Raw genomic sequence first — 14759 nt, forward strand, 5'->3', positions numbered from 1 at the left:
CGGGGTTCAAAGCAAAAAATATGTGTCCCAACAACTTGAATCACTTAACTTGTCTCACGATTATTTCCTGGTTACTCTGAGTAAAAGTATGATTATTAAAATAATTGAGAATACAAATCCTAAAACAGCCACTAAAGATAATTCTCCAATTCTCGGTCCTGATTCTGAAACAAAAACAATTGCTGTTGCAATGATATTAGCTCCTAAAATCATGGCTAAAATGAGATTAATAATACTTGATTTTATCAGCTGATTGGTCTTTTCAATATTTTTAATCTCACTGGAAACCGTAAATTTATTTTCATCCAATTTTTGAAGGACTGAGCGAAGTTCTTTAGGAATTTCATCTACATTATCTGTAAAGTTCATCATCCGGTCCATTCCGGTTTTTAAAAGATTTTTCGGACTGATCTTTTTAGTGAATATCTTTCGAGTATATGGATGAAGACTTTTTACTATATCCAAATCGGGGTTGATATTTCTTCCTACTCCTTCTATCAGGCTGATTCCTTTAAATAAAAGATAGAAATAATCAGGCATATACAACCTGTTATCCTTTAAAATATCCTTCATCTTATTGATAATGACCTGAACATTGATTTCCTTTAATGATGAGCTGTGAACAAAGTTCAGAATGTCTTCCACATCGTTTTCAAATCTTCTTTCGTCAGGAATTTCGTAGCTCACCGCCATTTTTTTAAGATAACGGACTATTTTATGTGAATTTTTGGAAACAAAACTTACAATCAGGTTTTCCAAAATCTCTTTATCATTGGGCTGAATCTTTCCAACCGCTCCAAAATCGATAAATACAATTTTTCCATCCTTTTTTACTAAAATATTTCCTGCATGCGGATCGGCATGGAAGAACCCGTAATCTAAAATCTGGGAAACAAAAAGTCTTAATCCGGTTTCAGAAACTTTTACAGGATCAATATCATTAGCCAGAAGAACAGCTTTATCCGTAACCTTGATTCCATCAATGAATTCCATGCAAAGAATATTGTTGTTTGAAAATTCTTCGTACACTTTAGGAACATAGGTTTCTTTATTATTTTTAAAATTGAGGCGAAACTGTTGGATATTATTCTTCTCATTAATTAGAGAAACTTCTTCTAATAAAGATTTTTCAAATGTAGAAATAGCCTGCTTAAGATTCAGCTTCTCTCCTATTTCCGAGTAGGTTGAAATTAATTTTTCAATATCTTTAATGAGCAATAGGTCATCTTCAATCACTGACTGAACATCAGGCTTTCTAAGTTTCAAAATAACCGGGCTTCCATCCAGTAAAACAGCTTTATAAACCTGTGCGATAGAGGCTGTGGCTAAAGGCTCTTTCTGAATTTCCATGAAATGATCCTTTACAGAGATATTAAACTCACTTTCCAGTGCATCTTCTACATCCATATCTACGGTTTCCACTTTATCCTGCAGTTTTTGCAATTCCTGAATCAGTTCCGGAGGCAACAGATCTTCCCTATTGCTGAATGCTTGTCCAAGCTTTACAAAAGTAGGTCCCAATTCTTCTAAAGCCAGCCTGATTCTTTCGTAAACGGTTCCTTTTGAAATAATCTCATCAGAATTACCGGAAAGATCTTCCTGTTTATTCCCTCCATTCATTCTTGCAAGAATATCCTTAAAGCCGTATTTACTTAACACGGAGATCAGTCTTGCGGATCTTTTCAGTTTTCTTTGTTGCTTATCAAACATAGTGTATCAATAATAAGTGCAATTTACTCCAAAAACTATTCCTAATCATTTTTAATTAAAAGGCAAACATAACATTACGATCATAGGATTAAAAATTTCATCACATAATCAACATTTTATATCATTATTTCTAAACATAGTGAAAAAACAATGCTATATATAATAATATTTTATATATTTACAAAGTACAAACTTAAAACAAACCAATAAAAAGTATTAAAACATGAAAAATTTACGCAACAGCAAACTTTCAAGAGAACAATTAAAAAATGTTTCAGGAAGCGGAATCATTATCGGTGGTGGAAAGTGCTCATATCAGTGCTGTCCTACTGATGGACTTCCAAAATGTCCTGGCTTAATTTGCCCTGCAGTGGTTTGCCCCGCAATATAAATAATAGGCTCAAAAAATTTTAGGTAAAACAAAAACAGAATGCTTTTGCATTCTGTTTTGCAATATAACTTCGTTATTTAAGAAATAAGAGATCCTATTTTATAAGGTACTATTAAACTCATCAAAAAAATAATATGAAAAATTTACACAAAAGCAAACTTTCGAGAGAACAATTAAAGGGAATTTCAGGAAATGGTATTATTATCGGTGGCAACTGCTCAAATCAGTGCTGTCCTACTGATGGAAGACCAACATGCCCAGGACTTATTTGCCCTGATGTTCTTTGCCCGGAGTATGTATAAGATATTTTTTTAAATTTTAGGTAAAATTAAAGCAGAGTGCAGGAGCACTCTGCTTTGTTTTTTTTAAACAAGTAAAAACATCTGTTGTAGGCTACTTCAATATCAATAAATATAACCCAGAGTGATTATTCAGAATCTTTCAAATATAAAAATTCATTTTATTTAGGTTATATCTTAAGCTCCGCACAGTCAACAACTTTTATATCTGACACTCTATAACAATAAAAAGGATACAATATCGTTTTTCTAATAAGAATAGTCTTCTTAAATTTTACACAACTTAACCAAAAAAATATTAAAAATGAAAAATTTACACAAAAACAAACTGTCAAGAGAACAGCTGAAAGATATTTCAGGAAAAGGTCATATCATTGGCTGCACATATGAGTGCTGTCCAGCTGACGGAAGACCTCTTTGCCCAGGTTATTATTGCCCTGCTGTAGTATGTCCGAAGTATGTATAGCTTTGCCATCCGTTAGGAGCAGGATTCATTACCTGGTCGCGACCCGTATTTTTAAAAATTAATTAAAAAATCCTGCTTTTATGCAGGATTTTCTTTATTTAAAATAAGTTCATATCACTTATTTAAGGTAAGTATCATAAAGATCTCTACGTCGGTCTTTCATTACCTGAACAGAGCCATTGTGATGGAGATCCTTCAATAAATTCAAATCTACATCTACAATCAATGTCATTTCCGTATTAGGAGTAGCTTCTCCTTTTACCGCATTGGATGGGAACGCAAAATCTGAAGGAGTAAATACAGCTGCCTGCCCAAACTGAATATCCATATTGTTTACTTTAGGAAGATTTCCTACACAACCTGCAATAGCGACATAGCATTCGTTTTCTATAGCTCTGGCGGCTGCGCAATGGCGAACTCTCATATAAGCATTCTGAGTATCGGTAAGATATGGGACAAACAGTATTTTCATTCCCTGATCCGCAAGAATTCTTGGCAATTCGGGAAACTCTACATCATAACAGATCACAAGACCTATTTTACCACAATCTGTATCAAAAACTTTTATTTCACTTCCTCCCTTCATTCCATAATACCTCTTTTCGTTTGGGGTAATGTGAATTTTCCTATATTCATCCATACGGCCATCACGGTGAAGAAGATAGCTGACATTATACAAATCATTTGTATCATTATCGAAAACAGGCATACTTCCGGAAATGATATTAACGTTATAGCTGATGGCCAATTCAGAAATTTTCTTTTTAATCTCTTCGGTAAGCTTGGCCAGCTCTATCATACTATCCCTTTCTGAAAGATTATTGAAAGGGGCCAGCAATGGTGTATTGAAAAGTTCCGGAAACAACACGAAATCTGATTTGTAGTCTCCCATTACATTAACGAAAAATTCTACCTGTTCGTAAAAGGCTTCTATGTCTTTAAAATGTCTCATTTGCCACTGTACCAATCCAAGACGGATAATACTATCCTGCATGGTATTCGGGTTTTTGCTGTAATAAATATTATTCCACTGCAGAAGGACCGCATTCTCTCTGGATGCTTCATCTTCGGGAAGATATTTTTTTAACACCCTGATCGGCAAGAAATTATTTGAAAGCTGAAAAGACAACAAAGGATCATAAATTTCCTTGTCCCTCACTCTTCGTATATATTCTCTCGGAGAAAGTTCGTGACTGTATTTATGATAACTCGGGATTCTACCCCCCAGAATAATGGATTTCAGATTCAAAAGCTCACAAAGTTCTTTTCTTGCGTCATATAGTCTTCTCCCAAGACGTAATTCACGATATTCAGGATCTACAAAAACTTCTATTCCATACAAAACATTTCCTTTTGAGGTGTGGGTATTGAAGGTATAATTCCCTGTAATATCACTATAAGTATGATCGTCCCCGAATTCGTCATAATTTACAATAATAGAAAGCGCCACTGCAGCCAGTTTTCCATCTACTGTGATACAGATTTGCCCATCAGGAAACATTCTTGTGAGTTTTTCTATACTTTTCTTAGACCATATGGATTCCGACATCTGTGGATACGCTCTTTTCATTGTTGCTGCCAACTCTTCATAATCCTGAACAGTCAGGGGTCTTGTTTCTATTTGCATTGGGTGTATTTTTACTTAAATTTAGTGAAAATTTGTTTTTAACAGGTAATTACTAAGCAAAACATTAAGCAAAACATTAACCAAAGCATCAAATAAAAATGGTAATAATTTTTTAAATCAAAGTGAATGCCCTATTTGTAAAAAACTTTAGACAAAGGGCAAGATATTTTCAGCATCTGAAATAAATATTCAAGAGGTAAAAGTATTCTTTACTTTTATTTAAGAGGAGCATTGTTATTAAACTATCTTATCTACCATAAGCATGTGCTGTTCAAATTAATATATTGTTTATTAATCACTTTAAATATTTTACTTATCATTTTTTCATTAAAACAATTCTAATAAAAAATCCTACCTGAATGAACAGATAGGATTTATATTTAAAATTCAGATCAAAATTATTCCCACTCAATTGTTGCAGGTGGTTTGCTTGAAATATCGTAAGCTACTCTGTTAATCCCTCTTACTTCGTTGATGATTCTGCTGGAAACAGTATCTAAGAACTCATAAGGAAGTCTGCTCCAAGTTGCCGTCATAAAGTCGATCGTGTTAGCCGAACGAACTACTGCTGTGTATTCGTAAGTTCTTTCGTCACCCATTACTCCTACAGATTTTACAGGAAGTAATACTACGAATGCCTGAGATACTTTTTCGTAAAGGTCATTTTTGTATAATTCCTCAATGAAAATATCATCAGCCTCCTGAAGGATTCTTACTTTTTCAGCATCTACAGCACCTAATACTCTGATTCCTAATCCAGGTCCAGGGAACGGGTGTCTGTATACCAAGTGATGAGGAATTCCTAATTCTTCTCCCACTCTTCTTACTTCGTCCTTGAAAAGTTCTCTTAATGGCTCTAATAGCTCGAATTCCATATCTTCAGGAAGTCCTCCAACATTGTGGTGAGACTTAATTACTGCAGAAGGTCCATTTACAGACTGGCTCTCGATTACGTCAGGGTAAATTGTTCCCTGAGCTAAGAATTTAGCGCCTTCAATTTTGTGAGATTCTTCATCAAATACATGGATAAATTCGTTTCCGATAATTTTTCTCTTCGCTTCAGGATCATCTACTCCTGCTAATTTTGAAAGAAATCTTTCTTTAGCATCTACCATTTTAATGTTCATATGGAAGTGCTCTCCATACTGATCCATTACTTTTTTCCCTTCATCTTTTCTCAGTAATCCTGTATCAACAAAAATACAAGTTAGCTGATCTCCGATTGCTTTATGAATTAAAACAGCCGCTACAGATGAATCAACACCTCCTGAAAGACCAAGGATAACCTTGTTGTCTCCTACTTTTTCACGGATTTCTTCAACTGTTTTCTCAATATAGTTGGTCAGTTTCCAGTTTTTCTCTGCATTACAGATTCCGAATACGAAGTTTTCAAGCATTTTTCCTCCTTCTTCCGTATGGGAAACTTCCGGATGAAACTGAACGCAGAAGATTTTTTTATCTTCATTGGAAATAGAAGCAATAACTCCTGATTTTGCGTTTAGTTCAAAACCTGCGGGCAGTTCTCCAACTTCATCAAAGTGGCTCATCCAAACTACAGAGTTCTGAGTTACTCCTTTTAATAAAGAGCTCTCTTTAACGATCTCAAGATTAGCCTTTCCATACTCCCCTTTCTCTCCTTTGTTTACTTTTCCTCCTAAAAGGTGAGCAGTCATCTGCATTCCATAGCAAATACCCAAAACAGGTACTCCCTGTTCGTATAATTCTTTTTCAACCAGGTGAGCATTTTCTGCGTTTACAGAACTTGGTCCCCCGGAAAGGATAATTCCTTTTGGCTGCTTTGCTAAAATATCTTGTAAAGGTGTATTGAATGGTAAGATTTCAGAGTACACACCCATCTCACGGATTCTTCTTCCGATAAGCTGGTTGTACTGGGATCCGAAATCTAAAATAATAATACCGTTGTTCATTTTTGATGATTGATTTGTTTGAAAGATATCAGATTTCAGACCTCAGATTTCAGATTATTAATCTGAAGTCCGGATACTGTCACCTGAGTTCTTATTTCTAATTATTAACTGCTTTACAAAAAAAGACTTGGAATGACTCCAAATCTTTTTTCGTGATTTTTATTAAAACTTTCCGATGTCTTCTCTATAGAAGCCGTAATCGAAATGTACGTGGGCTGCGTCTTCGTAAACTTTTTTGCGGGCATCTTCGAAAGTAGCACCTGTAGCTACGATGTTCAATACTCTACCACCATTGGAAACTACTTTATCTCCTTTTGTGATAGCTCCTGCATATAACAGTTTACTGTGTTTTACTTTGTCTTCTCCTGTAATTTCGAAGCCTGTTTCAATGTTTCTTGGGTAACCTCCTGAACACATTACCAAACAAACTGCTTTTTCGTCTTTAAACTTAAGCTGGATGTCTTTTCCATCCATACAGTCCTGGATCACATCTAAAAGATTGTTTTCCATAAGCGCCATCAATACCTGAGTTTCAGGATCTCCGAATCTCATGTTGTATTCAAGAAGATAAGCTCCGTTCTTAGTCACCATTAATCCGAAGAAAATGATTCCTTTGAAACTGAATCCTTCTGCTTTAAGACCTTTAATAGTAGGTTCTAAAATATTTTGTTCAAAATCAGCATAGTGTCCCTGAGTGAATTCCGGGCTTGGAGCCACTGAACCCATCCCTCCTGTATTTGGTCCTGTATCTCCGTTTCCAGCTTTCTTATAATCTTTTGCCGCAATACAAGGGAACAATTTTTCACCGTTTGAGAAAGCGATGATGGATGCTTCAAAACCTTGTAAATATTCTTCGATTACCAAACGGATACCAGCGTCTCCATAGATTCTTCTGATCATGAAGTCGTGGATCGTAGCTTCAGCTTCTTCAAGGTTGTCACAGATAACAACCCCTTTTCCACCTGCTAAACCACTTGCCTTAATCACTAAAGGATATGGCTGTGTCTGGATATATTCTTTTGCTTCGTTATATGAATCAAATACTACCGCTTTAGCTGTCTTGATATCATAGGTCTGCATAAATTTCTTAGAGAAAGCCTTACTTCCTTCCAGGCTTGCTACTTTCTGAGTAGGTCCGAAAACCTTAAGGTCATGCTTTTTGAACTCATCCTTGATCCCTGCTACCAATGGAGCTTCCGGGCCAACGATGGTTAAATCAACCTTCTCTTTAATAGCGAAATCTCTAAGTTCTTTGATTTCTGATAAATGAACATTTTTCCCTATTGCATCGGTAGTAGCATTCCCGTTAGCAAAAAACATTTTAGAAATTCTTGGGTCATTCTGAAGCTTTGCTGCTAAAGCAGACTCTCTACCGCCTTCACCTATGATTAATATTCTCATACTTTATTTATTATCTAGTCTTATTCTACAAATATATAATTTTGGATGCTAAAATTACAATCCCTAATTATTTTTAATTCTATTTTAATTAGTGGAAAAAGTGTCTAACCCCAGTAAACATCATTGGAATACTGTGCTCATTAGCAGCTTCTATACTGTCCTGATCTTTTACACTTCCTCCAGGCTGAATGATTGCTTTGATACCTTCCTGAGCGCAGAAATCTACGACATCACGGAAAGGGAAAAATGCATCAGAAGCGAGTACCAAATCTCCTGTGAATTTTTCTTTTGCTCTTTCAATTGCCTGTTGTGTAGCCCAGATTCTGTTTACCTGTCCACCTCCGATTCCAAAAGCCTGGATCCCGTTGGAAACCACAATAGCGTTAGATTTCACATATTTCACAACTCTCTGAGAGAAAAGCAATGCTTTTTTCTGTTCTTCTGTAGGCTGAGTTTCAGTAACTACTTTGATGTCATCCGAGAAGTGTAAATCATTATCCTGAACCAAGATACCACCGTCTACTTTTACCCATGTTTTCTTGTCAGAAACAGGGTTTACGATTTTGATGATTCTCAGGTTTTTCTTTTTTCTTAAAATTTCAAGAGCTTCTTCGTCGAAATCCGGAGCCATTACAATCTCAAGGAATGTTTTATTCAGCTCTTCAGCCGTTGCAGCATCGATCTTATAGTTCATAGCAACAATTCCGCCAAAGATAGAAACCGGATCACATTCGAAAGTTTTTTGATAAGTTTCTAATGCAGATGTACCAATCGCTACTCCACAAGGGGTAGAGTGTTTTACTGCACAACAAGCCATCTCTTCTTTGAACTCAGTAACTACTTTCCAGCAAAGGTCCATATCACGAAGGTTATTGAAAGAAAGCTCTTTACCTCCAAGCTGTTCGAAGTCTTTCATCGCTCCGTTCTCGAAAGTAGAAACATAGTAAGCTGCTGACTGGTGAGGGTTTTCACCGTATCTAAGGTCAGAAACTTTTTTGTAAGATGCATTTAAATACGTTGGATATTCCTCATCTAAAAGCATTCTTGAAATAGCAGCATCATAAGCTGATGTAAGGTTGAATACTTTTCCTGCAAGCTTCTTACGGGTTTCAATATAAGTATCCCCGTTTTGCTCCATTTCTATTTTTACTGTTGTATAATCTTCTACATCAGTAATTACCGTAACAGAATCAAAGTTTTTCGCTGCAGAACGAAGCATTGATGGACCTCCGATATCGATAAACTCTACTTTCTCATGTAAAGAAATGTTTTTGTTCACATTTTCAAAGAAAGGATAAAGGTTTACGATCACCATGTCAATCAGACCAATTCCGTGCTCCTGAACAGTTTTCATGTGCTCTTCGTTGTTACGAACCGCTAACAGTCCACCGTGAACTTTTGGATGTAAAGTTTTCACTCTTCCGTCCAACATTTCAGGGAAATTGGTTACCTCATCAATCTGAATTGGATTTAAACCAGCGTCTTTCAAATGTTTGAACGTTCCTCCTGTGGAGATCAACTCATAATTCTGAGCTTCCAAAAACTGTGCGAATTCAATTAATCCACTTTTGTCAGAAACACTGATTAAAACTCTCTTTTTACTCATTTTACTTTCGATTTTTACTTTTCACAGTTATTTCAAACTGTATCCGGGTCTTTCACCTCCGGATTACTTTTTATTTTACTTAGATTTTTTTTTCAATATAACAATGAGATTCTTCGCTATGCTCAGAATGACAATTACAATTATTGGTAAACTGATACATTGTTATATTGGTATATTATTTATTTCCCAGGACTTTATTGATCGCTAACGGAAATATTTCATATTCAATCTGGTGAACTTTCTGGGCTAAGGTTTCGGGAGTATCCTCTGCCGTTACTTCAAAAGATTTCTGAAGAATAGCCTCTCCTTCATCAATACCCGGTGTTACAAAATGAACTGTTGCCCCACTCTCTACCTCTTTAGCTTCAATAACAGCATTATGAACGTTCATTCCCCACATTCCTTTTCCTCCAAATTTCGGAAGCAATGCCGGATGAATATTGATTATTTTACCGTTCCAGTTTTCGCAGAATTCAGGTTTTAAAATGGATAGGAACCCTGCCAATACAATAAGGTCTGTATTTTGTGGAATTACTTTAGCCAATTCGCTGCTGAAATTCTTTCCTCTTGGAATCACTATGTTTTCTATATTATGATTCTTCGCTCTTTCCAATCCGAAACATTCTCTGTCTGCCACGACTAAAGACACTTTTGCATTCTGAATTTCTCCAGCTTCAATGGTATCAATGATTCTCTGCAGATTGGTTCCTGAACCAGATACAAGCACTACAATGTTCTTCATATTTATTTGATAGCCTTCTGTTAAGATTTAAAACCTTGACAAGGCTTTTTTTACATCTTACAGTCTCCTGTTTGATTTATTTTATTATTACCCGATGTGTTCCATCCAGTCTTTCTATTTCCTCAACATAAAACCTTGGAGCAAAATCATCACATCCTGATTTTGAATTGATTTCCAAACGTCCCTTCAACCTATAGGTCATATGGTATTGATCGGTACGGTTATCATAAAAGTAATCCTTCAACTCTAAAGTCTGAAATCCTTCTGGTACCGACGTTTCAGGATTTATATCTTTTCCTAATAAAAGGTTATATCTCGGATCACTTACTTTTTCAACTTTTGCATCATCATTTTCATCTCCGCAGGCATATTGCATAAATGTGGCTTCGATGGTAATGAGTTCTCCTAAAGATGTTTTATGTTTCCAGCTATAAAATCCCCAATATCCGACTCCGAGAAGTACTATTATTATGAGAAAGTAGCGGATGGATTTGTTCATTTTGAATGTAACAATGTATCAGTCTAGCAATGTAACAATGATTTTAATTGGTACATTGTTAAATTATTATAGTGATAAATTGATTTTCTCTGCTCCTTCAGTGATTTCTCCGATTTCGTAAGCATCATCTAAAAGGTGTAATACTTTTTCAGCATGTTCAGCATCTACAACGATTACCATTCCTACACCCATGTTGAAAGTACCGTGCATTTCTTCACGAGCAATTCCACCTCTCTTCTCCAGCTCAAGCATTACACTTGGAATTCTGATTTTAGAACCGTCGATAGAAGCACAAAGCCCTTCAGGAATAATTCTTGGTACGTTTTCGTACAATCCTCCTCCTGTAATGTGAGCAATTCCACCTACTTTTACTTCTTCCAATACTTTATGAATGTCTTTGAAGTATAATCTTGTGGGAACTAAAAGAGTTTCATATAAAGGTTTTCCTTCAAACTCCTCTTCGAAGTTCGGGAATACTTTTCTTACTAAAGAGAATCCGTTGGAGTGAAATCCTGAGCTTGGCAATGCAATAATTTTGTTACCTGCTTTGATGTTTGAACCATCAATGATCTGGTCTTTTTCTACAATTCCTACGCAGAATCCGGCAACATCATAATCTCCAGGCTGGTACATTCCCGGCATTTCAGCAGTTTCACCACCGATTAATGCACAGTTGTTATCTTTACAAGCATTTACCATTCCAAGAACAATTTCAGCTGCAATTTCAGAATCCAACTTTCCACAAGCTAAATAATCTAAGAAGAATAATGGCTTAGCACCGTGGCAAAGAATATCATTGGCACACATTGCGAAACAGTCTACTCCTATAGAGTCATATTTTTTGGTATCCAAAGCTACTTTCAGTTTCGTTCCTACTCCATCTGTTCCTGAAACAAGAACCGGATTTTTATATCCACCGATTTCATAGAAAGCACCAAAACTTCCCAAGTGATTCAACACATTGGAATTGTGGGTTTCGCCAACTGCTTTTTTAATCTTGTCAACCGTTTTGTATCCTTCTTCTTTGTCTACTCCTGCTGATTTGTAAGTGTTGCTCATGTCTGCTTAGATTTTTTAGATTATCAGATTCCAGTTCTCAGATTATTTATGATCTGATGCCTGTAGTCTTACTATCTTTATATATTTCAATTTACTTTTTATTTCAAATTTAGAAAACAAAAAAGCCGACAATCTTTTCAGATTATCGGCCGTTATTTTATCTCAGAATTTCAGAGCCCACAATTTTCCCTTTATGAGAAAAACATTGTTTATAGGAGGTCTGAATTTTCATCTCTTTTCTTTTTGCAAAAATAGTAATTTTAAATGAATATTCAAATTCTATTTTTCAAGGATGGTTTCAATCGCCGCAATCTTCTTTATTTTTTCTTTTAATTCACTGTTTTTCTCAGCATTAGAGATTTTTTGCTCAGCTTTATCAAAGTTATCATTGAAGAAAGGAAGTGAGAAAGTTTCTACCACATTTCCACCATGAAAAGGAAAACGCTTAGAGGCAGCTTCCAAAACTCCTGCTCCACCTCTACCTCCTGGTGATGTAGACATCAATAGCATTGGAACTTCATTCCATACGGTTCTGTCTTTGATTCTGGATACCCAATCAAATACATTTTTGAATGCTGTAGAATACGTACCGTTATGCTCTCCCAAAGAAACTAATAGTAAATCTGCGCCATCAATTTTTGCAGCAAAATCATGTGCTTCCTGAGGAACTCCTCCTGCTAATTCTCTTTCATGCTTATAGATTGGCATTTCGAAAGGATTTAAATCAATCACTTCTACTTCTCCTTTATCAAATAATGTTGACGCATAAGCTACCAACTGCTTGTTCATTGAAACTTCTGAATTACTTCCTGCTATTGCTAAGATTTTCATATGTAGTATTTATTTTTAAGTTATATAAAATCAACATGTGTAATGATTTCACTCATGTTGATTTTATATTATTTTTAATTTTTAAGGATACAAATTTAGTTTTTTATTTAAGATAAGAAGGCAACTCCATCGGTACTTCCATTAATAATATTTCAGTGTCTTCTATAGCTTCAATATTAAAGCTTTGGGTATCCCAGATTCCCAATCCGTCTCTTTCATTCAGTACACGGTCTCCTACTTTTGCACTTCCTTTTAAAACGAATGCGTACACTCCATTGTCTTTTTTGTTCAACATATAATTTTTACCGTTTCCTTTTTTGAAGTTGGCGATATTAAACCACGCATCCTGATGAATCCATACTCCGTCATCATTTTTATTAGGTGATAAAATCTGTTGGAATCCATTGATCTTTTCACCTTCTTTAATGCTTTTCTGGTCATATCTTGGCGCAACATTCAATTCTTTAGGGAACACCCAGATTTGTAAGAACTTTACTTCTTCGTCTTTATTTTTGTTGTATTCACTATGTTGTACTCCGGTTCCGGCACTCATCACCTGAATCTCCCCTTTTTTAATTACCGCCGTAGTACCCATTGAATCTTTATGTTCCAGATCTCCTTCTAAAGGAATGGAAATAATTTCCATATCCCTGTGCGGGTGTGTCCCGAATCCCATTCCCTGAGAAACGGTATCGTCGTTCAATACTCTCAATACTCCAAAATTCATTCTGTCTTTGTTCTGATAGTTTGCAAAACTGAATGTGTGGTAAGAGTTTAACCAACCATGATTAGCATGGCCTCTTGAATCTGCTTTATGATATACTGTTTTCATTTCTTGATTATTTATGGTACAAATGTACGGGATGGAATGGTCATAAAAAGTTGATGTAAGATAAGAAAGGAAACTTAAGGGCAAAGAAGGCTGTGAAAGATAATGATTAGGGTAGTTGTCTCGCAGATCACACAAATTTTACAGATGTTTATGTTTATTCTTCCTGTTTTTCAGATTCCAGCCAACTCTCATCTCCTTTTCCTAAAATGCTTCTTTAATTTTAGACCCTTTCTTCAAATAAAAGAATAAGACACAGATAATCAACATCAGCACTATCAGTATTCCAAGAATGACAGAGATATAATTAGAAAAATGCCCAAGAACATTCGTTACAATCCCGGTTCCGATTTGATTGGCAGCCATAAGAAATCCTGAAACTAACACTGAATAGGTTGGAAATTCAACCGTACCCCATCCGATAGAACCCGGAAATATGCTTCCCATAAAAAAGCCTATTAAGAACATCATCAGTAACAAAATATGGATATTGGGATAGATCAGCAGCAGTAAAAGTAAAAGACCTACCCAAAGTGGAGCGGTTATAAAGAATAAAGACAAGTCAAATTTTTTAGAAAAAACTCCGAATAAAAGCCGGTTTAAAGCAATTCCACCCCAGAATAAAGATAAGCCAAGGCTTGCATTACCATTATCCAACCCTTTATTTTTAAGAATCACCCCTCCAAAACTCCCAAAAGTTCCTTCTACACAACCGTATAAAATGATAGCAGCAAAAAATATCCATAGCTTTTTAGGAATTTTAAAATGATCAGGAAGCTCGAAAAATGTTCCTTTATCAATTTTAAGCAATAAAAAGACAATGAAAACAAAGCTCACCACAATGAATATTAATCCGGGAACATACATCCAATATTTAACATCTCCTATCAGATTCATCATCAATGGAGAGGTTGACGTCCCCAACCCTACCAGAAACTGAAGGATTAAAATAGCTGAAGAGTTTTTTTTCTCAAATAAACTCGCGGCCAAAGGGTTGAGGGTTGTAATGGAAAACCCAAATCCCATTCCTGTACAGGCAACTAAAATCAAGAGTATAGGAAACAATAACGATTTTTCAGTTATAAAATAATGCAGAAACCATAAAGTACCTGTTGAGGCAAGCATTAACAACACCCCAATGACCAGCATTACCTTAGGTCCCCATTTATTAACCAAAAACGGAGCACTTAAACAGGAAATAATAATACAGATTACCTGAGGTACAAATAAATTACCAAACTGAGAGGAAGAAAGTGCAAACAAAGAAGAATCCATAAAAGCATTTCCCAATGCCGGAAAAATCACAAAATTTACTCCGGTCAGGAAAGCCAATAAGAAAACAACAATGATAATAACTTTCTTAGAATCCAT

Annotated in this window: 14 protein-coding genes; 3 read left to right on the forward strand and 11 right to left on the reverse strand. The window is 35.6% G+C overall.

What is annotated here, in order from left to right; all coding sequences use genetic code 11:
• Positions 1–60: 60 nt before the first annotated feature.
• Positions 61–1710 carry an ABC1 kinase family protein gene (locus EG344_RS03000; protein ID WP_123908222.1) on the reverse strand — a complete coding sequence of 550 codons (1650 nt, stop codon included), beginning with the start codon at positions 1708–1710 and terminating at the stop codon, positions 61–63.
• A 223-nt stretch (positions 1711–1933) separates the two neighbouring features.
• Here EG344_RS03000 and EG344_RS23725 point away from each other — a divergent pair, with 223 nt between their 5' ends.
• The 3 genes from EG344_RS23725 to EG344_RS23735 all read left to right on the forward strand — a co-directional run bounded on the left by EG344_RS23725 (position 1934) and on the right by EG344_RS23735 (position 2866).
• On the forward strand, positions 1934–2101 hold the full coding sequence (locus EG344_RS23725; RefSeq protein WP_164464375.1) for a hypothetical protein: 168 nt from the start codon (positions 1934–1936) through the stop codon (positions 2099–2101).
• A 134-nt stretch (positions 2102–2235) separates the two neighbouring features.
• Entirely contained in the window at positions 2236–2403 is a 168-nt protein-coding gene (locus EG344_RS23730) for a hypothetical protein (protein WP_164464376.1), read from the forward strand.
• Positions 2404–2704: 301 nt separating this feature from the next.
• Positions 2705–2866 carry a hypothetical protein gene (locus EG344_RS23735; RefSeq protein WP_164464377.1) on the forward strand — a complete coding sequence of 54 codons (162 nt, stop codon included), beginning with the start codon at positions 2705–2707 and terminating at the stop codon, positions 2864–2866.
• A gap of 118 nt (positions 2867–2984) precedes the next feature.
• Here the strand turns inward: EG344_RS23735 and EG344_RS03005 are convergent, their stop codons facing one another.
• The 10 genes from EG344_RS03005 to EG344_RS03050 all read right to left on the reverse strand — a co-directional run bounded on the left by EG344_RS03005 (position 2985) and on the right by EG344_RS03050 (position 14759).
• Positions 2985–4493 (reverse strand): bifunctional GNAT family N-acetyltransferase/carbon-nitrogen hydrolase family protein, encoded by a 1509-nt coding sequence (locus tag EG344_RS03005; protein WP_123908223.1) that lies wholly within the window; start codon positions 4491–4493, stop codon positions 2985–2987.
• A gap of 398 nt (positions 4494–4891) precedes the next feature.
• Complete coding sequence (guaA, locus tag EG344_RS03010) at positions 4892–6421, reverse strand: glutamine-hydrolyzing GMP synthase (RefSeq protein WP_123908224.1); 1530 nt, start codon at positions 6419–6421, stop codon at positions 4892–4894.
• Positions 6422–6583: 162 nt separating this feature from the next.
• Positions 6584–7822 carry a phosphoribosylamine--glycine ligase gene (gene purD / locus EG344_RS03015; RefSeq protein ID WP_123908225.1) on the reverse strand — a complete coding sequence of 413 codons (1239 nt, stop codon included), beginning with the start codon at positions 7820–7822 and terminating at the stop codon, positions 6584–6586.
• A gap of 88 nt (positions 7823–7910) precedes the next feature.
• A complete protein-coding gene (gene purH, locus EG344_RS03020) occupies positions 7911–9428 on the reverse strand; it encodes a bifunctional phosphoribosylaminoimidazolecarboxamide formyltransferase/IMP cyclohydrolase (protein ID WP_123908226.1) in 1518 nt (505 codons plus the stop codon).
• A 175-nt stretch (positions 9429–9603) separates the two neighbouring features.
• Positions 9604–10170, reverse strand: coding sequence for a phosphoribosylglycinamide formyltransferase (gene purN, locus EG344_RS03025; RefSeq protein WP_123908227.1), 567 nt, complete (start codon positions 10168–10170; stop codon positions 9604–9606).
• A 76-nt stretch (positions 10171–10246) separates the two neighbouring features.
• Positions 10247–10669 (reverse strand): hypothetical protein, encoded by a 423-nt coding sequence (locus EG344_RS03030; RefSeq protein WP_123908228.1) that lies wholly within the window; start codon positions 10667–10669, stop codon positions 10247–10249.
• A gap of 66 nt (positions 10670–10735) precedes the next feature.
• Complete coding sequence (purM, locus tag EG344_RS03035) at positions 10736–11728, reverse strand: phosphoribosylformylglycinamidine cyclo-ligase (RefSeq protein WP_115971124.1); 993 nt, start codon at positions 11726–11728, stop codon at positions 10736–10738.
• A gap of 279 nt (positions 11729–12007) precedes the next feature.
• Positions 12008–12559, reverse strand: coding sequence for an NADPH-dependent FMN reductase (locus tag EG344_RS03040; RefSeq protein WP_123860164.1), 552 nt, complete (start codon positions 12557–12559; stop codon positions 12008–12010).
• Positions 12560–12662: 103 nt separating this feature from the next.
• The gene (locus tag EG344_RS03045) at positions 12663–13391 is read right to left on the reverse strand and encodes a pirin family protein (protein WP_123860163.1); all 729 of its coding nucleotides are present in this window, start codon (positions 13389–13391) and stop codon (positions 12663–12665) included.
• 201 nt (positions 13392–13592) lie between these two features.
• Positions 13593–14759 carry an MFS transporter gene (locus EG344_RS03050; RefSeq protein ID WP_123908229.1) on the reverse strand — a complete coding sequence of 389 codons (1167 nt, stop codon included), beginning with the start codon at positions 14757–14759 and terminating at the stop codon, positions 13593–13595.

The organism is Chryseobacterium sp. G0162, from assembly GCF_003815715.1.
Lineage (GTDB): Bacteria > Bacteroidota > Bacteroidia > Flavobacteriales > Weeksellaceae > Chryseobacterium.

Coding starts and splice junctions, on each gene's coding strand:
- EG344_RS03000 (WP_123908222.1), bottom strand. CDS start 1,710: ATGTTTGATAAGCAACAAAGAAAACTGAAAAGATCCGCAAGACTGATC.
- EG344_RS23725 (WP_164464375.1), top strand. CDS start 1,934: ATGAAAAATTTACGCAACAGCAAACTTTCAAGAGAACAATTAAAAAAT.
- EG344_RS23730 (WP_164464376.1), top strand. CDS start 2,236: ATGAAAAATTTACACAAAAGCAAACTTTCGAGAGAACAATTAAAGGGA.
- EG344_RS23735 (WP_164464377.1), top strand. CDS start 2,705: ATGAAAAATTTACACAAAAACAAACTGTCAAGAGAACAGCTGAAAGAT.
- EG344_RS03005 (WP_123908223.1), bottom strand. CDS start 4,493: ATGCAAATAGAAACAAGACCCCTGACTGTTCAGGATTATGAAGAGTTG.
- guaA (WP_123908224.1), bottom strand. CDS start 6,421: ATGAACAACGGTATTATTATTTTAGATTTCGGATCCCAGTACAACCAG.
- purD (WP_123908225.1), bottom strand. CDS start 7,822: ATGAGAATATTAATCATAGGTGAAGGCGGTAGAGAGTCTGCTTTAGCA.
- purH (WP_123908226.1), bottom strand. CDS start 9,428: ATGAGTAAAAAGAGAGTTTTAATCAGTGTTTCTGACAAAAGTGGATTA.
- purN (WP_123908227.1), bottom strand. CDS start 10,170: ATGAAGAACATTGTAGTGCTTGTATCTGGTTCAGGAACCAATCTGCAG.
- EG344_RS03030 (WP_123908228.1), bottom strand. CDS start 10,669: ATGAACAAATCCATCCGCTACTTTCTCATAATAATAGTACTTCTCGGA.
- purM (WP_115971124.1), bottom strand. CDS start 11,728: ATGAGCAACACTTACAAATCAGCAGGAGTAGACAAAGAAGAAGGATAC.
- EG344_RS03040 (WP_123860164.1), bottom strand. CDS start 12,559: ATGAAAATCTTAGCAATAGCAGGAAGTAATTCAGAAGTTTCAATGAAC.
- EG344_RS03045 (WP_123860163.1), bottom strand. CDS start 13,391: ATGAAAACAGTATATCATAAAGCAGATTCAAGAGGCCATGCTAATCAT.
- EG344_RS03050 (WP_123908229.1), bottom strand. CDS start 14,759: ATGGATTCTAAGAAAGTTATTATCATTGTTGTTTTCTTATTGGCTTTC.